Source organism: Dokdonia sp. Asnod1-B02 (assembly GCF_045063955.1).
GTDB lineage: Bacteria > Bacteroidota > Bacteroidia > Flavobacteriales > Flavobacteriaceae > Dokdonia.
This window is the reverse complement of the sequence record NZ_JBEFNW010000002.1, coordinates 3,353,245-3,373,663: the sequence shown is the minus strand read 5'-3', so window position 1 is coordinate 3,373,663 and position 20,419 is coordinate 3,353,245. Positions and strand designations below refer to the sequence as shown.

The 20,419-nt window shown below is 38.0% G+C and carries 16 protein-coding genes and 1 tRNA gene; 8 read left to right on the top strand and 9 right to left on the bottom strand.

Annotated features, from left to right (window positions below; translation table 11 throughout):
• Positions 1–56 precede the first annotated feature (56 nt).
• Both ACJJVU_RS15095 and ACJJVU_RS15090 read left to right on the top strand, forming a co-directional pair.
• Entirely contained in the window at positions 57–551 is a 495-nt protein-coding gene (locus tag ACJJVU_RS15095; protein WP_405227133.1) for a hypothetical protein, read from the top strand.
• A gap of 173 nt (positions 552–724) precedes the next feature.
• On the top strand, positions 725–1,228 hold the full coding sequence (locus ACJJVU_RS15090; RefSeq protein WP_405227130.1) for a hypothetical protein: 504 nt from the start codon (positions 725–727) through the stop codon (positions 1,226–1,228).
• A gap of 117 nt (positions 1,229–1,345) precedes the next feature.
• Here ACJJVU_RS15090 and ACJJVU_RS15085 read toward each other — a convergent pair whose 3' ends face one another.
• The 5 genes from ACJJVU_RS15085 to ACJJVU_RS15065 all read right to left on the bottom strand — a co-directional run bounded on the left by ACJJVU_RS15085 (position 1,346) and on the right by ACJJVU_RS15065 (position 10,617).
• Entirely contained in the window at positions 1,346–2,032 is a 687-nt protein-coding gene (locus ACJJVU_RS15085; protein WP_405227127.1) for a LipL32 family surface lipoprotein, read from the bottom strand.
• Between the two features lie 125 nt (positions 2,033–2,157).
• Positions 2,158–5,007 (bottom strand): DNA polymerase I, encoded by a 2,850-nt coding sequence (polA, locus tag ACJJVU_RS15080; RefSeq protein WP_405227533.1) that lies wholly within the window; start codon positions 5,005–5,007, stop codon positions 2,158–2,160.
• An 803-nt stretch (positions 5,008–5,810) separates the two neighbouring features.
• A complete protein-coding gene (locus ACJJVU_RS15075) occupies positions 5,811–6,839 on the bottom strand; it encodes an isoaspartyl peptidase/L-asparaginase family protein (RefSeq protein ID WP_405227124.1) in 1,029 nt (342 codons plus the stop codon).
• Between the two features lie 24 nt (positions 6,840–6,863).
• Positions 6,864–7,664 carry a sulfurtransferase gene (locus ACJJVU_RS15070; RefSeq protein ID WP_405227121.1) on the bottom strand — a complete coding sequence of 267 codons (801 nt, stop codon included), beginning with the start codon at positions 7,662–7,664 and terminating at the stop codon, positions 6,864–6,866.
• 10 nt (positions 7,665–7,674) lie between these two features.
• Positions 7,675–10,617 (bottom strand): GH92 family glycosyl hydrolase, encoded by a 2,943-nt coding sequence (locus ACJJVU_RS15065; protein ID WP_405227118.1) that lies wholly within the window; start codon positions 10,615–10,617, stop codon positions 7,675–7,677.
• 101 nt (positions 10,618–10,718) lie between these two features.
• On the opposite strand from ACJJVU_RS15065, the gene ACJJVU_RS15060 reads away from it, so the two are divergent.
• The gene (locus ACJJVU_RS15060; protein WP_405227116.1) at positions 10,719–11,435 is read left to right on the top strand and encodes a copper homeostasis protein CutC; all 717 of its coding nucleotides are present in this window, start codon (positions 10,719–10,721) and stop codon (positions 11,433–11,435) included.
• A gap of 52 nt (positions 11,436–11,487) precedes the next feature.
• On the opposite strand, the gene lepA is transcribed toward ACJJVU_RS15060, so the two are convergent.
• A complete protein-coding gene (gene lepA, locus ACJJVU_RS15055; protein WP_405227113.1) occupies positions 11,488–13,284 on the bottom strand; it encodes a translation elongation factor 4 in 1,797 nt (598 codons plus the stop codon).
• A 135-nt stretch (positions 13,285–13,419) separates the two neighbouring features.
• Between lepA and ACJJVU_RS15050 the strand changes: the two genes are divergently transcribed.
• Together ACJJVU_RS15050 and dusB are read left to right on the top strand one after the other, a co-directional pair.
• Positions 13,420–15,831: an outer membrane beta-barrel protein gene (locus ACJJVU_RS15050; RefSeq protein WP_405227110.1), complete on the top strand. Its 2,412-nt coding sequence runs from the start codon at positions 13,420–13,422 to the stop codon at positions 15,829–15,831.
• A 228-nt stretch (positions 15,832–16,059) separates the two neighbouring features.
• Positions 16,060–17,052: a tRNA dihydrouridine synthase DusB gene (dusB, locus tag ACJJVU_RS15045; RefSeq protein ID WP_405227107.1), complete on the top strand. Its 993-nt coding sequence runs from the start codon at positions 16,060–16,062 to the stop codon at positions 17,050–17,052.
• On the opposite strand, the gene ACJJVU_RS15040 is transcribed toward dusB, so the two are convergent.
• Both ACJJVU_RS15040 and rbfA read right to left on the bottom strand, forming a co-directional pair.
• Positions 17,049–18,254, bottom strand: a complete 1,206-nt coding sequence (locus ACJJVU_RS15040; RefSeq protein ID WP_405227104.1) for an ABC transporter permease — start codon at positions 18,252–18,254, stop codon at positions 17,049–17,051. The two genes, dusB and ACJJVU_RS15040, sit on opposite strands and share 4 nt — an antisense overlap.
• Positions 18,255–18,647: a 30S ribosome-binding factor RbfA gene (gene rbfA, locus ACJJVU_RS15035; RefSeq protein ID WP_013750162.1), complete on the bottom strand. Its 393-nt coding sequence runs from the start codon at positions 18,645–18,647 to the stop codon at positions 18,255–18,257.
• A 160-nt stretch (positions 18,648–18,807) separates the two neighbouring features.
• Between rbfA and mce the strand changes: the two genes are divergently transcribed.
• The 3 genes from mce (at position 18,808) to ACJJVU_RS15020 (ending at position 19,837) form a co-directional block, all read left to right on the top strand.
• Complete coding sequence (mce, locus tag ACJJVU_RS15030) at positions 18,808–19,215, top strand: methylmalonyl-CoA epimerase (RefSeq protein WP_013750161.1); 408 nt, start codon at positions 18,808–18,810, stop codon at positions 19,213–19,215.
• 79 nt (positions 19,216–19,294) lie between these two features.
• A tRNA-Ile gene (locus tag ACJJVU_RS15025) sits at positions 19,295–19,368 on the top strand.
• Between the two features lie 241 nt (positions 19,369–19,609).
• Positions 19,610–19,837, top strand: coding sequence for a hypothetical protein (locus tag ACJJVU_RS15020; RefSeq protein ID WP_405227100.1), 228 nt, complete (start codon positions 19,610–19,612; stop codon positions 19,835–19,837).
• Here the strand turns inward: ACJJVU_RS15020 and ACJJVU_RS15015 are convergent.
• Positions 19,821–20,408, bottom strand: coding sequence for a riboflavin synthase (locus tag ACJJVU_RS15015; protein WP_405227097.1), 588 nt, complete (start codon positions 20,406–20,408; stop codon positions 19,821–19,823). The two genes, ACJJVU_RS15020 and ACJJVU_RS15015, sit on opposite strands and share 17 nt — an antisense overlap.
• Positions 20,409–20,419 lie beyond the last annotated feature (11 nt).

The following is a 20,419-nucleotide window of genomic DNA, read 5'->3' as shown; positions in this document are numbered from 1 at the left end:
TATGCTTTCGCGAAAGCTTAATAATTATTACTTTGGTCACATCAAAACACTTATAAATGAAGTATATAGCATTAGTATTATTTATTCTGACTTTGAGTTGTTCTAGTGACGACAACCAAAATGAGTTATCTGTAAAGGGAGAAACGTATCTTGCGGTATCCTATAAAGTTGAAAACGCCATAGATATTAATGGTGATGGAATTGCTTCCATCGAATTATTTGATGAGTTAGATCGCAGCATGTTAGGGCAAGGTGTGTCTTTTAGGGAAGACAACAAAGTATATCCACCTAATCCATTAATTGTATGTATTGATGCAACAGAAGATGGTGACGTAATAAATTATTGTGGGGTAATCGCAGATTACGATCCTCTTCCTACTTACACGCAAAATAAAAATGCTGTTATTATCGAAAACAGCATGGAAGGTGAAGTTTCTGAGGATTTTGAAACGATAGTATTTAAAGAAGTATTTTATAAATTTAGAAATAACAATGATGGAACAACCACTTCAGAACAAGAGGTAGCGTTGGTAACCTATCAGAAGCAATAGTATTAAGCTATTGTTTATAATTTAAAGCCAGGTATTCAAGTAATGGATACCTGGCTTTTCTTTGTGACGGCCATAAGGTATACTAACAGATTTGAGTAAAATGTTAAAATTATTCATGTTTACTCAATAATGTAATGATAGAACGCTCTATATTTGATAGCGTAAATTTTGTTATGAAAAGAATTATTATTTTTTGCCTTGTATCTTTTAGCTTCTCTAGCTGTGGTAATGATGATGTGAATAAGAAAGACAGTATTAAGGGAGGCGTGTACAGACAAATATCTTATGATCTTACAATACCATTAGATTTAAATAATGATGGTATTTTTTCTACCAACTTATTGGAAGAAAACGGAGCAGTTCTGAGTCCGCAACAGATTACTTTTGGATTGGACAACACGGTAATACCACCTTATCCCATTACCACGTGTGTAGATGATGATGGTAATGGTCATTTAAATGAATTTATATGCTTAGTAGTAGTAAACTACGTGAGCCCTCCATCATATGTTCAGCACGAGAGAACAGTTACTATTGATAATAGTATGGTAGGTTTACTTTCTGAGGATAGGGATACATTAAGGTTTGAAGAAACACTTACTAGAGATTTATTAAATAATGCACCTTCGGGAGGTTTTGATAATGAAATTGCAATCTCTACATATGTGAGAGAGTAACTTATAGAATGTAAAATAGCAAACATAAGAAAGCCCAAACATCGTAAGATGTTTGGGCTTTACTTTTAAATAGCTTTTTAAAAGCGTAATTAAAGACAGTTTAGTAATTAATACTAATTAGTCCATTTGCTCTAGTAAACCTTCTAGTGTATTAGACATTACAACTCCAGGTAATTTTACTGGAGAACCTACTTGAGCTAAGAATGTTCCATTTACCTCACCTGTTTTGTAAGTCGTAAATCCTATTCTGTATAGTCCTTTAGTTAATGCTTTTAAAGGGTTGCTTGCTTGGCTTTCGTAACGTAAAAGAGAGTTGTAGCTGCTTCCGCTTGGTTGCTTTGGCATTTCTCCACTATCATCGTTTCTCTCAAGAGTAGTCCAAGTTGCATTTGCAGAACCTGCAATTCCATCTTTTGTAAAAACGCTTGATCTCTCTAAAGTGATGTAAGTGTCAAAATAATCTTTTGAGTCTTTGTTCTCTTCATAACCTGCACCTACAATTGGGTTTTTGGTTTTTACCTTTCCAGCAGGAGACATCATTCTCAATCCTAGTTCTGGAGCTACAGCAGGAACCCATAAGTAGATGTAATAGAATTTCTTTCCATCTTTGATTTCATTTTCTGTACCAGGAGCAGCGTGACCTAAATAGCTTACTACGTCTAAGTAAGGAACTCTTTTTGTTACGGGTCCTATTTTCTTTTCAATAGAACTTCCAAATGCTTTTAGCTTCTGAGCATTCACGTTACTTGCTCCTACAGCAAATAAAAAGAGGGCTAATAAACTGATGTTTTTGAGTGTTTTCATTGGTATTGATTTGTTAGATTTTAATAAGCGCCAAATCTATACTTTAACTCAATAATTCACTTGTATTTTATTGTTAATAAATGTTTAATTACTGATTTACAGATGTTAATTTATCTTGGCTATTCTTAATGCGCCTCTAACCAATTCTGTCCTAATCCAACCTCAACATCAAGCGGCACGGCCATCTTAAAAGCACTTTCCATTTCTGTCTTGATGAGCTCTTTAATGACATCTAGTTCTTCATTGGGAACATCAAAAACTAGTTCATCATGCACTTGTAGTAACATCTTAGTTTTGTAGTCGCTGTTTTCTAGCTTTTCAAAAATATTAATCATCGCGATTTTAATAATATCTGCTGCGCTTCCTTGTATAGGGGCATTCACCGCATTTCGCTCGGCTGCGCCTCGCACAACTCCGTTGCTGGAGTTAATACCATTAAGGTAACGGCGACGGTCTAATACTGTTTTTACATAACCATTTTCCCTCGCAAACTCAACAAGCTCGCTCATGTAGTTGCGTAGTTTTGGATATGACTTGTAATAGTTATCTATAAGTTCTTTTGCCTCACCACGAGATAAATCGGTCTGGTTAGAAAGTCCAAAGGCAGACACTCCGTATATAATCCCAAAGTTTACCGTCTTCGCATTACTACGTTGCTCGCGAGTAACTTCTTCTAGTGGCACATTAAAAACTTTGGCAGCCGTACTAGCGTGAATGTCTTCTCCGTCTGTAAATGCTTGGATCATGTTCTCCTCCTCACTTAACGCGGCAATAATACGCAGTTCTATTTGAGAATAATCGGCAGCAAGTAGGGTGTGATTTTCATCTCTTGGCACAAAAGCCTTACGTACTTGACGACCGCGCTCTGTGCGAATTGGAATATTCTGTAAGTTAGGATTGTTTGAGCTCAAACGTCCCGTAGCAGCAACCGTTTGCATATAATCTGTATGCACGCGTCCATCTTGAGCTACTTGCTCTGGAAGTGCATCTACATAGGTAGATTTTAATTTTGACAAGCCGCGATAGTCTAATACTTTCTGGATGATGTCGTGATCTTTTGCGAGGTACGATAGCACATCTTCAGCCGTTGAGTATTGCCCGGTTTTGGTTTTTTTAGGCTTGTCGACAAGTTTCATTTTGTCAAATAATATCTCACCCAATTGCTTAGGAGATCCTATATTAAATTCTTCTCCCGCTTCCGCGAAAATTTCTGATGTAAGACGCTCTATATCTGCATTGAGATCACCGGAAAGGCTTTGTAAGAAAGATACATCAAGATTGATTCCTTCCACTTCCATAGCCGCTAGCACACGTAATAACGGAATTTCAATATCATCAAATAGCTTGCGAGTACCAGCCTCGTCTAGCTCTTTTTCAAAATGATGTTTAAGTTGTAACGTGATATCTGCATCTTCTACCGCATATTCTGTTTGATCATCTACAGAAATATCACGCATCGATTTCTGGTTCTTTCCTTTCTTCCCTATAAGTTCTGTGATAGAAACAGGTGTGTAGTTAAGATAGGTCTCCGCTAGCACGTCCATATTATGACGCATATCTGGATTGATGAGATAATGTGCTAGCATGGTATCAAAGAGTTTTCCTTTTACCTTTACATTATACTTAGCAAGAACCTTAATATCATATTTTAAATTCTGTCCTATCTTTTCAATTTTGGTATTTTCAAAGAAAGGTCTCAACTCTTCTATAAGTGTTTGCGCTTCTTCTTTACTTTCTGGAAAAGGAATGTAGTATCCTTTTCCTGCTTCCCATGAAAAAGCAATCCCTACTAGTTCTGCAACAAGCGGATCGAGACCTGTAGTTCCTGTGTCAAAACAAACAGAAGACTGATTGTTCAGGTTTTGTATGAATAATTTTCGCGCAAGCGGACTATCAACTTTCTGATAAAAATGTTGCGTGTCTTTTATTGTCTTTCGAGTTGACGCATCAGAAACTGCGGCTGCAGTCGCTCCGCTATCACCACCAAATAATGAAAACTGACCAGCTCCAGCACTAGAAGCAGCTGCTTTCTTTGCCGAAGGCGTAGAAGAAACTTGGGTACCTTGATCTGCTTCTCCAGAAAATATTTTGATAAACTGATCCTTCATTCGGCGGAACTCAAGCTCTTCAAACTTTTTCCCCACTGCCTCGGCATCTGGTTCAGAAAGTTCGTAGTCTTTTGCGTTAAATGTCACATCGCAATCCAGCATAATGGTCGCTAGTTTTTTAGAAAGTAAGCCTAATTCGGCATTTTCTATAACTTTCTCCTTCATCTTACCCTTGAGCTTATCTGTATTTGCCAGTAAGCCTTCCATAGATCCGTATGTAGCTATAAATTTCTTTGCCGTCTTATCACCTACACCTGGCAGTCCAGGTATATTGTCAGACGCGTCACCCATCATACCTAGGTAATCAATTACCTGTAGCGGGTTTTCTACTTCAAAACGCTTTTGCACCTCTGGAATACCCCAGATTTCTATACCGTTACCCATTCGGGCAGGCTTGTACATAAAGATATTTTCAGATACTAGCTGTGCATAATCCTTATCTGGTGTGACCATATACACCTTAAAACCTTCCTTTTCGGCTTGCTTAGATAGGGTTCCTATAAGGTCATCTGCTTCCACACCCTGACGCTCAATGATAGGTATATGCATAGCCTTAAGAATCTCTTGGATATGAGGAATCGCAATGCGTATCGCCTCTGGAGTCTCATCACGGTTTGCTTTGTAATCTTCAAAAGCCTCAACACGAGCAGAGCTTCCACCTTTGTCAAAGGCCACTGCGAGGTGATCTGGACGTTCTCTTTTTATAACATCAAAGAGACTATTAGTAAATCCCATGATCGCACTTACATCCATTCCGGAGCTTGTGATACGTGGATTTTTTATAAGCGCATAATATCCTCTAAAAATGAGAGCATATGCATCTAGTAGAAATAATCTCTTTTGGGTATTCTCGGTGGTATTGGTCACGTGAAGTTGTTTTGAATTACGCTTTCGCGAAAGCGTATTACGGCTAAAACTCAAATGTAAGAAGATGTGCTTAGATATAGCAGCGGTGTTGATAAATAGTAGTACCAAACTTAATGACCTAAGCGAATTTTACGTAAAAAATGAAGTAAGTGGAGGGTAAAGCAAACTAGCGATAGCCTCACAATTATTATTTGCTAGTCATATTTCGAAGTCAGCAATAAGACAAAATCATCAATGGCTTTTAGTTTGCGCCGCAACGAAAGAAATTTTTAGTAAAGTTCGATTAAGTCTAGACTTTTTTGGTTCGTTTTTTTGTCAATGAAAAAAATGAACGTATCGGGTATTAGAACTTAACCTTAATCACAGTAAAAGCCAAGCAAGATTGAGAAATACATGAAACCGCTCGTTTTAAAATAGTGCTAGCATTAGAGCTTGTCTACTCGCGACCCCGTTATGATTTGTTGTGAAAGCCAATCCTTGACTTTTGGGCATAAAGAAAGCCAAGCAAGAATGCTTGGCTTTCACCCCAAATCATAATTGATTATTTAAAGTCAATTACAACAGTCTTAAATATTTTTTGCCTTATAGGCTTGCGCAAATATATAACAAATCTTTAAATAGAATATTGTGTATTATTTAATTCTGCGATGATCTTGTTGTTTAATTGGTTGAAATTCAGTCTTTAAAAAAACGTTTTTAAGTTTTTGTAATTAACTTAACCTTAGTAAAACAGTCTCTTTTGTGTATTTTGGCGATGTAAATAGGTATCGTGTCTATTTTGGGTAACATATGTGCGTGATGAACTAGCTATTTTTTGTGTCGTAAAATGAAGATAAAATATTTTCATTTATTTTATTTTGATATCTCATCATGGTAAATCCTTCGTGAATACAATGACTGCCAGTTTCGCCAGATTTATTCATAGCGATATATGCAATTTGAAAATCTTTATAACGAGGGCCTTTCTTTGTGATTCTATGAATTGCCTCCTCGCAGGCAGCCTGTGGTGACATTCCAGAGCGCATTAACTCTACTATTAAAAAACTCCCCACTGTTTTGAGTACTTCTTCTCCCATTCCAGTCGCTACGGCGCCGCCTACTTCATTATCTATAAAAAGGCCGGATCCTATGATGGGAGAATCTCCTACGCGTCCTTTCATTTTATAACCCAATCCAGACGTAGTGCAGGCACCTGCAATATCCCCATTGCTATCTATTGCTAGCATCCCGATGGTATCGTGATTCTCTATGTTAATTTCCGGTTTGTAATCACTTGTTTTTAGCCACTCTTTCCAAGCTTCTTTGCGTTCTTCTGTGAGTAGTTTTTGTCTGGCGAACCCTTGTTCATAGGCAAATTCTTCGGCGCCTTTTCCTGCTATGATGACGTGTGGCGTTTCTTCCATAACCTTGCGGGCTAAGGCAGCGACATTGACAATATTTTCAACTGCAAGCACAGCTCCACAGCCTCCATCAGAATTCATTACGCAGGCATCTAGCGTGACATTACCCTCTCTGTCTGGTGTGGCTCCTATCCCTACTGTAGTATTTTCTATATTTTCTTCTTCCACAGCAACGCCTGCTATGATAGCATCTAGAGCATTAGCGCCATTGTCTAGAAGTTCGCCAGCTTTTGCTGTAGCTCCAGAAAAGCCCCATGTGCAAATGGCAATAGGAGATGGTTTTTTGATATTTTCTTTTTGCGCTTTCGCGAAAGCGGTATTATCCACATCACCAGTGCTTGTGCCTAGGTCATTGCATGCCATCAAACTTGCGCCTGTGGCAATCCCAGCTCCCGCAACTGCAGATTTATTTATAAATTTTCTTCTGTTCATAATGCAATATGTACTACAGTGATATTAAACAAATAGTTCTTGCTTTTCTGCCCATTCTGTCCATGAGCCATCATAAACACTGCGCTCTCTATCTGAAATTAAGGCCAAAGCAAATAAAATGATGCAGGCTGTAATTCCAGAACCGCAGCTAAAAATAATAGGCGTGTCTGCAAGATTAAGATTGTCGAAAGTGAGTTTTAATTCTTTCTTAGACTTAAACTTTCCATTATCTAAAACTTCTGTATATGGTAAGTTTAAGGAGTTTTTAATGTGGCCGCTTTGTATATGTGTCCTAGGTTCTGGATCAGTTCCATTAAACCTACCGCTAGATCGGGCATCAATGAGTTGGCAGTTTGAGGTGGTGATATTTTGAACTACTTGTGCGTAGCTCTTAATAGCAGACTCATCAAGGTGAGCTTTAAAGTTGCCTGGAGATCTTTTTACTTTAACAATCGTTGTAACCGGAAAATTATTTGCTATCCATTCTGGAAGGCCACCGTCTAATACAGATACATTGTGATGCCCCATTGTTTTAAACATCCACCACACGCGCGGACTGGTAAAAATCCCTTTGTCATCATATACGATAATATGACTGTCACTATCTATGCCGAGGGTTTGGCATTCTTTTTCAAAATGTGCAGGCTGAGGAAATGTGTTAGGAAAAGCACTTTTTGTATCGCTGAAAGTGTTTTTAATATCAAAGTGTTGCGCTCCACTGATGTTTGAAGCAGTATTAAAATGAGCGCTTGCATCTAGTAATACAATATTGTCATCACTAAGATGTTTATTAAGCCACTGCACTGAAACTAATTGATCTACCATAATTATTTTGTTACTGCACTACAATCTCGTCTACAAATACCCAACTTTTTCCTTGATATGGAAAACCTAAGTGCCACTCTGGAAGATCTCCTAATGTCTTTGCTATAAGTTGTATGTATTGCGCTTGTGTACCCTGTTGTACCCCTTTAATACTTTTAATAGCAATGTCCTCATCACGTGAAGCAGCATCAATTTCCTCTTGGTGATAGATTTCAAAATTTTCACCGTCAATAGATGTTAGGAATGTTACTTCTGTTGGGTAGAAAATCCAACTGCGTTGATCTTGTAAAAAAGTAGTTTCAATACTAGTGATGGTTTGTGCTTTACCTAAGTCTAGCGTTGCTACTACATCTTGAGCATCATAACCCTGCCATGTCCCTGAACGAAATTCTTTTACTCCTCTTACTCCATCTATCAACGCATTATCTCCACCAGCATTATATGCATTTGCGTATGTTGCATCTAGTGTGAGACTGTAGTTTTCATTTAGTTTAAACAATGGAGTTTCTATGGTAGCACTTTGTCCATGACGTCCCATCGCATAGGTGCGTAAGGTATTATGATCTTTAATTTTAATGGGTAGTCTGTATTTTTTGAAGTTACTACCATCTTCTTCTAGTGCATAAAAAACATCCACATTTTTATCTGTGGTGGCGAGTGTGATTTCTGTGTCTTTTTTAAAGTTGGCTTCTCCTTTTGCTATAAAAGGCGCTGCTGTAAATTTATTATCCTCAATACTTGTTTTAGGACTATGCGCGGGGTGTTTTGCCCATCGGGAATGAGTAGCTGCCATATTAAATATGAGTTCACCGCCATCCATAATATCTTCATGTTTCAAGTATGAGTATGGGTAAGCCTTATCATCCATATACGCACTTTCTATGTGTATATTTTCTTCAGAAAGATTTTGTGCAACAATGGTAAAACTATTGCCATTTTCTAAATGTATGGTAGCCTTATCAAATAATGGCGAGCCAATAACATACTCATTACTTCCTGGGGTTACAGGGTAGAAGCCTAAAGAGCTTAGTACGTACCACGCGCTCATTTGCCCACAATCTTCATTGCCAGAAATTCCATCTGGAGAATTGGTATATAATGTAGTAAGGATCTCGTGTACACGCTCTTGTGTTTTCCATGGCTTCTGTATATAATTATATAAATATGCCATATGGTGGCTAGGTTCATTGCCATGTGCATATTGTCCTATTAATCCTGTGATATCTTGCTGGTGACGACCAGAAGTTGCAGTCTCGACCGTAAATAGTGTGTCTAGTTTTCTTTCAAAAGCCTTGTTTCCACCGGTAAGATGAATAAGTCCACTTATGTCTTGAGGCGCATAGAGACTATATTGCCAGGCATTTGCTTCGGTATAATTAAAATTTACTTCAAAGGGATCAAAAGGAGAGAACCATGTGTTGCGCATGCGACCTCGCATAAAACCAGAAGAAGGATCATATACATTTTTGTAAGACTGCGCGCGCTTTGTAAATTCTTGGTAGATTTCTTCGTTACCCATTTCTTGCGCCATTTGAGCAATAGTCCAGTCGTCATAAGCATATTCTAGTGTCTTTGATACAGACTCTGCTTCGTCATTTGCAGGTATAAAACCGTATTTCTTGTAAGAGTCAAGACCAAGTTTGTCTTGCGAGGCGCTATGAAGCATCGCTTTAAAAGCTTTATCTGTATCGTAATCACGTATTCCTTTTAGATATGCATCTGCGATTACGGGTACTGCATGATAACCTATCATACAGCCAGTATAATTGCCAGCTAGATCCCAAATGGGCATAATGCCACCTTCCTCATATTTAGCAAGAAAGGTGTTTATAAAATCGTTGGTACGCTCTTCCTCTATAATGGTGTATAAAGGGTGGGCTGCGCGATACGTGTCCCACAGTGAGAAAACAGTGTAGTAATCAAATGCGTCTGTTTGATGAATTTCTAGATCCATCCCTCGGTAGCGACCATCTACATCTTGATAAAGGTTAGGGGCTAGCATGGTATGATATAGCGAAGTATAAAAATTAGTTTTGTAATCTGAGTTTTCACTTTCTACAACAATTTTTTCTAGCTGACTTTCCCAAGTACTTTGTGCTTCTTGCTTTACTTGGTCAAAGGTTTTGTTTCCTATTTCGGTTTCTAGGTTCTTTCGCGCCCCAGCTTCATCTACGGCAGATATTCCTATTTTAATGATGATTTCTTCATTCTTGGGATTGTTAAATTGCAACGCAGCTTTATGTGATGTCGCGCCATTCTTCGTCCCTTTTGGTTGTTTTAGATATTTGAAACTGTGTGATGTTTTAATGTAATAAAACAGCTTTTGGTTGCTAGCCCAAGCCTTGGAGTGTCTATATCCCGAGAGTTCTGTGCTAGAGAGTGTATCTATTTTGGTGTTCAGTACTTCATCACGGTGCTCAAGATCTAAAATCACAAAGTTTTTTAAAGAGTCCGCTTTCGCGAAAGCGTACTTATGCACGCCGCTACGAGCAGCAACAGTAAGAGCTACGTCTATATTTGAGTTGTCTAGATGTACGCTATAATATCCTGGTTGTGCTACTTCATTATCATGCGTAAAATGATCCCGATAACCAGGTTTTCCATCTGCACCATTATTAAACATTATGGAAGTAGAAGGCATCAAGAGGATGTCTCCATAATCTGAAACTCCAGTGCCGCTTAAGTGTGTGTGGCTAAAGCCGTAGATAAAGTCGTCGTCATAGTGATACCCAGAACAACCGTCCCAGCCATCTAATCGTGTGTCTGGACTAAGCTGCATCATACCAAAAGGCATGGTCGCCCCAGGGTAGGTATGACCGTGACCACCGGTGCCTATAAAAGGATTCACATAGCTTATGAGGTCTTGATCTTTTTGAGCAGGAGTAACCTCCGTAATATGCTCGCAACTAGTGACTGTAAGTAGGAGAAGAAAAAGAGAGAGTAGGTAGCGCATTGATATGGTAGGTTTGTGTCTAAGATACAGAAAAGCAGTAATTCTTTGAGCCGACTTTTACATTAAAAGAAAGGGCACATATGGTTTAGTATCTTTAAGGTATGAAAGTAGAAATCTGTGCAAACTCGTTTGAAAGTGCGCTGGCTGCTCAAGATGCAGGAGCGCACCGTATTGAACTTTGTCAAGAGCTGTCACTTGGAGGGATTACTCCTAGTCATGGTTTGATAGAGAAAGTGACGCAAGAGCTTGAGATTCCTGTGTTTGTATTGATAAGGCCAAGGTCTGGAGATTTTATGTACTCGGAAGCCGATTTTGATGTGATGTTGCGAGATATCGCTTTCGCGAAAGCGCAAGGTGCTCAAGGAATAGTTTCTGGGATATTAAATAGAGACTTTACGATAGACGCGGTACGAACTGAACGCTTAATAGCTGAATGTGGCGAGCTGCCTTTTACCTTTCATCGCGCTTTTGATTGGACGCCGGATGTTCTTGCTGCCTTAGAGCTGCTAATAAATATAGGAGCTAGTAGGGTTCTAACTTCTGGAATGAATGTTAATGTGAATGAAGGTTATGAAACCTTGCGGGAATTACTAGCAGCGGCTAGAAATCGTATAGATATTTTACCTGGTGGAGGAATCTCTATTGATAATATTATGAAATTTAAGAATGCTGGTTTTAGCGAAGTTCATGGTAGTTTAAGTAGTAGCACGGTTGGGTATAATCATGCTATAAAAATGCACTCGCTAGCAGGTCATGAAAATAACTTACTTCAAACCTCTGATGTTTCCAAAATAAAAGCACTTTTAAATAGGCTATAAAAAAAGGGTGCAGTTTGTAAACTGCACCCTTTGATATTATCGAAGTTGATGATTAATCATTCAACTTTAGAACCGCCATAAACGCTTCTTGTGGGATTTCTACATTACCCACGGCGCGCATACGCTTCTTACCTTTCTTTTGTTTTTCTAGTAGTTTACGCTTACGAGAGATATCTCCACCATAACATTTAGCAGTTACATCCTTACGAAGTGCTTTAACCGTCTCACGAGAGATGATTTTAGCTCCAATAGCTGCTTGTATTGGAATATCAAACTGCTGGCGTGGTATTAACTCTCTTAGTTTTTCACACATACGTTTACCTATATCGTAAGCATTGTCTTGGTGTAATAATGCAGACAGAGCATCTACCGCTTGCCCGTTAAGAAGTACATCTACCTTCACAAGTTTTGATGCGCGTAAACCTATAGGAGAATAATCAAAAGAAGCATATCCTTTTGATACAGTTTTTAAACGATCATAAAAGTCAAAAACAATCTCTGCAAGTGGCATGTCAAAATTGAGCTCTACTCTTTCTGTAGTAAGGTATGTCTGACTTACAATCTGCCCTCTTTTTTCAATACATAAAGACATGACAGGTCCCACAAAATCAGATTTTGTAATAATTGTTGCTTTAATAAAAGGCTCTTCTACTCTGTTTAATGAAGAAGGTTCTGGAAGATCTGAAGGGTTATTTACTAAAATAATCTCCTCAGGGTTTTTATGAGTAAAGGCATGGTAAGACACGTTAGGTACCGTAGTGATAACCGTCATGTCAAATTCACGCTCAAGACGTTCTTGTATGATTTCCAGGTGTAGCATTCCAAGGAATCCACAACGGAAACCAAAACCTAGTGCTGCAGAGCTTTCTGGTTCAAAAACTAGAGAAGCATCATTAAGTTGTAGTTTTTCCATAGAGTTACGAAGCTCTTCGTAGTCCTCCGTATCTACTGGGTAGATACCGGCAAAAACCATTGGTTTTACATCTTCAAAACCTGCAACAGCATTTTGTGTTGGGTTTTTAGCATCTGTAATTGTATCACCCACTTTCACTTCGCGGGCATCTTTTATTCCAGTGATTAGGTAGCCTACATCACCAGTTTTTACTTCTTGTTTTGGGGCTTGCGTAAGTTTTAATGTACCTACCTCATCTGCGCCGTATGTGTTTCCTGTTGCAACAAACTTAATTTGTTGGTTTTTCTTGATACTTCCATTAATAACACGGAAGTAAGTCTCCACACCACGGAAGGGGTTGTAAACACTGTCAAAAATAAGTGCTTGAAGTGGCTCGTCTGGATTTCCTTTTGGTGCAGGAATACGATTTATTACCGCAGCAAGAATCTCCTTAATGCCAATTCCAGTTTTTGCAGAAGCAGGAATAATCTCAGAAGGATCACATCCCAAGAGATCAACAATATCATCTGTTACCTCCTCTGGATTTGCACTTGGAAGATCTATTTTATTAAGAACAGGTATGATTTCAAGATCATTTTCTAATGCTAGGTAAAGATTTGAAATTGTTTGTGCTTGTATACTTTGAGCAGCATCAACAACTAGTAAAGCTCCTTCACAAGCAGCGATACTTCGAGATACTTCATAAGAGAAATCCACGTGTCCAGGAGTGTCTATGAGGTTGAGAATATAATTTTCTCCCTCATATACATATTCCATTTGTATAGCATGAGATTTGATCGTGATTCCACGCTCACGCTCTAAGTCCATACTGTCTAGCAGTTGTGCTTGAGACTCACGTTTTGTAACTGTTGCAGTCTCATCTAGTAGACGATCTGCAAGTGTACTTTTACCGTGATCAATATGGGCAATTATGCAAAAATTTCGGATGTTCTTCATAGTCTCTCAAATAGATTGCAAATATACGAGATATGAGGCCATATTGTAAGTGTATTAAAGATTAGAATAATTATTATAAAAAAATGTTAAATACATTGCGCTCATTATTAGGTTTCTACCTATTTTTATCAACTTATGACAGAAATTAAGAACTCCCTCATTCTCATATTCATAGTGTTAACAGCGTTTTCCGCTTATTCTCAAGACTTTAACATTAGTGGTAAAGTGCAAGATGTTAATGCACAACCTATTCCATTTGCAAACGTAGTGTTGCTAGATGCAGAAAAGGAAATTGTACAAGGTACTATTACAGAAGACAATGGGTCTTTTGTAATTTCTTCACTAAAAGGAGCTGATGAGTATTATATTAAAGTGAGTTTTGTAGGGTTTGAAGATGCTACAACTAGTGTGTTTTCCCTTTCGGGAAATAAAACGCTTCCTCCAATTATTTTACAAGCTAGTCAAGAAAGCTTAGATGAAGTCACAATTACTGCCAAGACACCTACTGTTGTTCGTAAGGCTGATAGACTTGTGTTTAATGTAGAAAATAGTATTCTTTCTACTGGAAGTACCCTTGATATTTTAAGGCGCACGCCAGCTGTGGTGGTAACTCAAGGAGGGATCAATGTAAGGAACCAGCCAGTCACTGTATATCTCAATGATAGAAAAGTGCAACTTAGTGTTGAAGAGATAAGAAGCCTACTAGAAAGCCTAGATGGAAATAATATAAAGTCTGTTGAGGTGATTACAAATCCTCCAGCCAAATATGATGCAGAGGGAGGAGCTATTTTAAATATCAATACTTCTAAGGCTGTTGCAGCTGGTTACAAAGGAAATGTAAGTGCTACAGGTACTTATGCGATTTACCCAAAACATACTTTTGGCACCAGCCATTTTTTTAAAAATGATAAGGTAAGCTTGTTTTTTAATTATAGTTATAATCCGCTTAAAGCTACAAAGCAGAGTGATAACTCAATTAATTATTTAGATCAAGGTATTAGTACAATTTGGGATCAAGATTTTGAGCGCAAAACGTGGTCTAAGGCACATAATGCTAATCTTGTAGTCGATTACGAGCTAACGGAGAAGTCGCAGCTTAGCTTGTCTGTAATAGGTTTATTTTCTCCAGATGTTTTTGAATTTACAAGAGCAACGACAGATGTTGTGTCTCTCTCGCAAGATCCATTTTTTATAAGAACACAGAGTTCTATAGATAGCGATCGTAATAATATAGCTTTTGATTTAAAGCATACATATGCCTTGGAGAAAGGAGAACTTAGTACAAGCGCACACTTTACTAGCTTTAATCGCAATAAATTACAGCGACTAGGGTCAGTCTATACAAATGAAAGTGATGATGTGCTCAGTAACATAAGATTTGCAACAGATGCTACTCAAGATATTGAGATTTTTACTGGACAAGTAGATTACAATACAAGTTTTGGCGAGGTGCTTTTTGAATCAGGTGCCAAAGTTGCAATTATTGATTCTCAATCCAAAATTGATTTTTTTGATTTAAACAATGTAGAAAATACCGGACTTGAGCAGGCCCAAAGCGATAACTTCTTGTATGATGAAAATGTATACGCTGCTTATGTTTCGTTTAATAAAGATTGGGAAAAATGGTCTATTAAAGGTGGTTTGAGGGCTGAGCAAACAAATAGCGTAGGGAATTCTATTGTTTTAAATACGAAGGCGGAGTTAGATTATTTCGAACTATTCCCTAGTGCTTATGTTCAATATAGTCCTTTTGAAAATCACAGCTTTGCGATAGATTATTCTCGTAGGTTAGAAAGACCACGTTATCAAGATCTTAACCCTTTTGCATATTTTATAAATGAGAATAACTTTATTATAGGGAACTCTGGGTTGCAACCATCTTTTAGCCATCAATTCAATGTGAACTATTCATTGAAAGATGAATACTTTTTTGATGTTTACTACAGAGATAATGGAGAGAACATTGTAACGGTAGCCACGCAAGATAACCAGAATCAAGTGTTAAGGTCAGACAGCCAGAATGCTTTGGGGAGTAAATCTTGGGGGCTAGATTTTAGCCATGGTCGCTCTGTAAATAGCTGGCTTTATACAAGCGTGTATCTAAGTGCTTTTCATGAGGAGGATTCATTCCTTATAAACAGATCTACAAACACTAGCTTTAAAAATGATGTAAATGGATTTTATGCCTACATAGGAAACTATCTCACGCTAGATAAGCAAAAGACGTTAACGGGTTTTGTAACGTTTGAGTACTTGTCCAGTTTTATAGTAGGTTCATACACGCAAGATGAAACTATTCAATTAGATTTAGGTCTTCGTAAGTCTTTATGGAATAAGAGGGCTTCTTTGAGCTTATCGGTAGGTGATATTCTGAATAGAGCAAATGCTAACGTGAGCGCAAAGTATGAAGGACTCGATAATCAATATTTTCCTGAATTGGAGACTCAGTTTCTTAGAATTGGGTTCAAATATAATTTTGGCAACTATAAGTTGAAAGATAATAATCGCGATTTAGATAAGGCAGAGCGAGATAGAATTAACAATTAAAACAAGTATTCATCGATAGTACTATTACAAAACCACTTCAATGAAGTGGTTTTGTTGTTTAGAGACAAATCCGTTTTGCAATTACTTCTTGAGCGCTTCGTTTTATTCACTTAGAAAAAGAAAGTACCTTTGCGGTTGTTACGCTTTCGCGAAAGCGTACTAAAAAACATAATGCGTTTACAATAAAACAGTGGTGACATTTATTACCACACTTTTTAATACCGAATAATGGCAAAAATAGGAGATATAGATGTAGGAGATTTTCCGCTATTACTGGCGCCTATGGAAGATGTGAGTGATCCACCTTTTAGAGCGTTGTGTAAAGAGCAGGGTGCAGATGTGGTGTATACGGAGTTTATCTCTAGTGAGGGCTTGATAAGAGATGCTGCCAAAAGTGTCATGAAGCTTGATATTTACGAAAAAGAACGCCCTGTAGGGATTCAAATATTTGGTGCTGTAGAGGAGTCTATGCTGCGCAGTGTAGAGATTGTAGAAGCAAGTGGTCCAGATATTATAGATATCAACTTTGGATGTCCAGTGAAAAAAGTGGTTTCTAAGGGAGCTGGAGCTGGAATTTTGAAGGATATTGATTTGATGGTGAGTCTTACTAAAGCGATGGTAAATCACACCAAGCTGCCAGTAACAGTAAAGACGCGTCTAGGCTGGGATCACGATAGTATAAAAATCGTTGAGGTTGCAGAGCGATTGCAAGACGTAGGTTGTGCTGCCATATCTATTCATGGTCGTACACGTGCACAAATGTATAAGGGAGATGCAGACTGGGGTCCAATTGCAGAGGTGAAGAATAATCCTCGTATGCAAATTCCTGTGTTTGGTAATGGTGATGTGAACACCCCAGAACGCGCTATAGAAATGCGTGATAAGTATGGACTAGATGGCGCGATGATAGGTCGTGCAAGTATAGGATATCCTTGGTTTTTTAATGAAGTAAAGCATTTCATGGAAACGGGAACGCACAAGGCGCCTCCTACTATGAAAGAACGTATAGAAGCCGCAAGACGTCACTTACAGATGTCTATAGATTGGAAAGGTGAGGTGCTAGGTGTTTTTGAAACACGAAGACACTATACAAATTACTTTAGAGGGATTCCTCACTTTAAGGAATATCGTATGAAGCTTGTGACATCAGATCAGAGTGAAGATGTTTTTAGCGCACTTGATCTTATCGAAAAAGAATTTGGTGACTACCAGTTCGTTTAAGAGTCTTCTATAAGTTTTCTATTTATTCTAGTAGCTGCAAGTCTGGCTGCTAGAAAACCTAATATTAATATAGTGGCGTATACGAGCACAATATTAATTACTTCAAATTTTACAGGATAAGGAAGTTCTGCGGTGATTGGTATAAAACCAAATTGTTGCTGCAGGACTATAAGTATTGCTCCTAGTAGAATACCAATAGCTCCACCTATCACAATCATGAGCGCGCCCTGAGTAAATATTATTTTTCTTATAGTAGGTAGTGTCGCGCCTAAGTCACTTAGTGTCTTGATGTGCTTGCGTTTATCTACAATAATCATAATCAGACTTCCTACGAAGCTAAAAAGAGCGATAATAAGTACGAGCGTACATATAAAGTATAAAGCCAGATTCTCTGTGTTAAGCATTTTATAAAGAGCATCGTTGAGTTCTATTCTATTCTTGATAATGATATTATTATTAAAAATAGCACTTAACTCATCTCGCAGATTATCTTCATCTGCATCTGGTTTTAGTTTAAACTCAATGGTGCTTATTTGGTTTACTGGATAATCAAGGAGAGAACCTACAAAATCAATATTACCAAAAACGTGATCGTTATCTAGTGCATCTCCTGCTTGAAAGACGCCGCTTACCATCGCTTTAGAGGAGTTAAAAGCCTGCGTGGGATCTGTAATTTGTCCTGTGCCTGGTTTTGGCGTCATGATAGTGACAAGGCTTCCATAGTCTCCTACGTTTATTGAAAGGCGCTTGCGTACTAGAAGTCCCATAGCAACCTCAGGTTCTCCTGGGCTAGGCCAGTAGCCTACAAATATGGTGCTGTCCATTTGAGTAACATCTAGGTAGCGCTCATCTATCCCTTTTAAGAACGCAAGAGAAGTCCTTCCGTCATACTCTAGATATGCACGTTCTTCAATAATTTTAGAATAAGAAGCTACGCCTTTTAAGGAGTTGAGCTGCTGTTCTTGATCTGGAGATAGGGTGATGGTCTTTCCTGAAGCTGGAGCAATTTTCAAATCTGGATCTATAATAGAAGTTATAGATAAATTAAACTCCTTAAGTCCAGAAAAAGCCGAAAGTACTATAAACAGCACTAAGGTTCCTAGTATAATGCTCACCACAGATACTAGTGTGATGATATTTACGGCATTCGTGCCGCTTTTAGAAATAAGATATCTCTTTGCAATATAATAGGGAAATTGCATTTATATCTTTTTACGTCGCGCTAGTAGGCTAGGATCTTCAAGTGGATTTTCCTCGCGCTTAAGAGAGCGTTCAATACCGTCTAGATACTCTAATGTATCGTCTATAAAAAATTGTAACTCAGGCATACGGCGCAGCTGGTGGCGCGTGCGTTGAGAAATATTATGTCTTATAATAGGTTTTACTTGGTTAACCTCTTTAAGTATATCGGCTGCTTTGTCGTTAGGGAAAACGCTTAGATATACTTTGGCAATAGAAAGATCTGTAGGAACTTTTACCTTAGTAACGGACACAATGATGCCTCCCTTACCACTGTCACGTAGTGCGTTCTGAAGAACTTCTGCAAGATCCTTCTGAAGAACTCCTGCTACTTTTTTCTGTCTGTTTGATTCCATAGACTGCAAAAATACGTTTTTTGAATTGTATTACTTTTGTGTAAGTAAGTTATCATTAAACTTTAGTAGTAATAATAGTTGTAATTACGCTTTCGCGAAAGCTAAACTTGCCTACGCGATACTATTAGTATGAAACAACACATCATAAATTAAATAAACTATGAAAAAAATAGAGCATATAGGAATCGCAGTTAAAGATCTCGAGGCGGGAAATGATTTATACGAGAAGTTACTGGGTGTAGCTCATTATAAAATAGAAGAAGTAGCCTCAGAAGGAGTGCGCACATCCTTTTTTCAATCTGGGCCTAATAAGATAGAGCTTCTAGAGGCAACAACAGAGGATGGGCCTATTGCTAAATTTTTAGAAAAGAAAGGAGAAGGTATCCATCACATAGCCTTTGCAGTAGATAATATAGTAGAAGAAATGGAGCGATTAAAAAAAGAAGGCTTTATTTTATTAAATGAAAAACCAAAGAAAGGAGCTGATAATAAGCTGGTTGCCTTTGTGCATCCTAAGACTGCTGGAGGTGTTCTAGTAGAATTATGTCAAGAAATTGATAATTTGTAATAAAAACCTTTGGTTGGGTTAAGATTTATACTAAATTTGCAGCCGTTTTCAACCTCATCTGAGAAACATAGAAAACAACGGTCCCATAGCTCAGCTGGTTAGAGCATCTGACTCATAATCAGAGGGTCCTTGGTTCGAGCCCAAGTGGGACCACTTTTTTTAGTAAGAATACTAAATTCACAATCTTTATCGTTTTACTGTAATATATTAATTAGATAACCTATCTAATTGGTATTTCGGTATGTTCTTATATTAAATTAAAATTACAAGTAATTTGCTTGTAGTTCCGTTTAAATGCGTATTATTGATGTCGAAATACACAAATACACCCAACCTAAACTTTTGAAGCTGATAAAATCAATTTACAGCCAAAGAGTATTACTTTTGAATTATTATGAGCCCCAATCTCAGAACTTTCATTGCAACTATCTTCCTGTCATTTATGGGATTATGCGCTTATGCGCAAGATGGACCGCCACCACCTGATACGCGAACTAGTTCGCTACCAGGTCTTGTTATGCCTATAGACGATAATATTATTGTATTAGTGGTTTTTGGTATTCTAGCAGGAGCTTTTTATGCTTACAAGAATAACAAAGCTAAGTCTAGTAGCCCTGCGTAAGTCGTTTTACGTATTTTCCTATCACGTCAAACTCTAAGTTTACCTCCGTTCCTACTTTAAAGTCTTTAAATACGGTGTTTTCGTATGTGTAGGGAATAATAGCTACGCTAAAACCTCCTTCTGTAGAGTCTACAACGGTTAAGCTTGTTCCATTTACAGTGATAGAACCCTTTTCAATAGTTACATTTCCAAGTGAGGTGTCATATTTAAATGTAAATCTCCAGCTTCCATCCTCTTCTTCAATGTTAGTGCAAGTTCCTACTTGATCTACATGGCCCTGTACAATATGCCCGTCAAGACGTGCACCTAGTTGCATAGCGCGCTCTAGATTTACAGTGTCGCTAGTAGCGAGGCTGTTAAGATTTGTTTTGTCAAGTGTTTCTTGTATGGCAGTAACTCTATAAGTGTCATCCTTTATGGCAACTACTGTGAGGCAAACACCATTGTGAGCAACACTTTGGTCAATTTTAAGTTGGCTAGTGATAACGCTTCTTACGGTATAGTGTATATTTTCTTGGTCTTTTTCAATAGAAACTATGGTAGCAAGATCTTCGATAATACCTGTAAACATGAATGGATTTT

Bases quoted from the DNA above. Each gene is read 5' to 3' on its own strand.
- ACJJVU_RS15040 (WP_405227104.1), bottom strand. From the start codon at position 18,254: ATGCAATTTCCCTATTATATTGCAAAGAGATATCTTATTTCTAAAAGC.
- ACJJVU_RS15075 (WP_405227124.1), bottom strand. From the start codon at position 6,839: ATGAACAGAAGAAAATTTATAAATAAATCTGCAGTTGCGGGAGCTGGG.
- ACJJVU_RS15020 (WP_405227100.1), top strand. From the start codon at position 19,610: ATGAGCCCCAATCTCAGAACTTTCATTGCAACTATCTTCCTGTCATTT.
- ACJJVU_RS15095 (WP_405227133.1), top strand. From the start codon at position 57: ATGAAGTATATAGCATTAGTATTATTTATTCTGACTTTGAGTTGTTCT.
- ACJJVU_RS15060 (WP_405227116.1), top strand. From the start codon at position 10,719: ATGAAAGTAGAAATCTGTGCAAACTCGTTTGAAAGTGCGCTGGCTGCT.
- lepA (WP_405227113.1), bottom strand. From the start codon at position 13,284: ATGAAGAACATCCGAAATTTTTGCATAATTGCCCATATTGATCACGGT.
- rbfA (WP_013750162.1), bottom strand. From the start codon at position 18,647: ATGGAATCAAACAGACAGAAAAAAGTAGCAGGAGTTCTTCAGAAGGAT.
- ACJJVU_RS15090 (WP_405227130.1), top strand. From the start codon at position 725: ATGAAAAGAATTATTATTTTTTGCCTTGTATCTTTTAGCTTCTCTAGC.
- ACJJVU_RS15070 (WP_405227121.1), bottom strand. From the start codon at position 7,664: ATGGTAGATCAATTAGTTTCAGTGCAGTGGCTTAATAAACATCTTAGT.
- ACJJVU_RS15085 (WP_405227127.1), bottom strand. From the start codon at position 2,032: ATGAAAACACTCAAAAACATCAGTTTATTAGCCCTCTTTTTATTTGCT.
- ACJJVU_RS15065 (WP_405227118.1), bottom strand. From the start codon at position 10,617: ATGCGCTACCTACTCTCTCTTTTTCTTCTCCTACTTACAGTCACTAGT.
- dusB (WP_405227107.1), top strand. From the start codon at position 16,060: ATGGCAAAAATAGGAGATATAGATGTAGGAGATTTTCCGCTATTACTG.
- ACJJVU_RS15015 (WP_405227097.1), bottom strand. From the start codon at position 20,408: ATGTTTACAGGTATTATCGAAGATCTTGCTACCATAGTTTCTATTGAA.
- ACJJVU_RS15050 (WP_405227110.1), top strand. From the start codon at position 13,420: ATGACAGAAATTAAGAACTCCCTCATTCTCATATTCATAGTGTTAACA.
- mce (WP_013750161.1), top strand. From the start codon at position 18,808: ATGAAAAAAATAGAGCATATAGGAATCGCAGTTAAAGATCTCGAGGCG.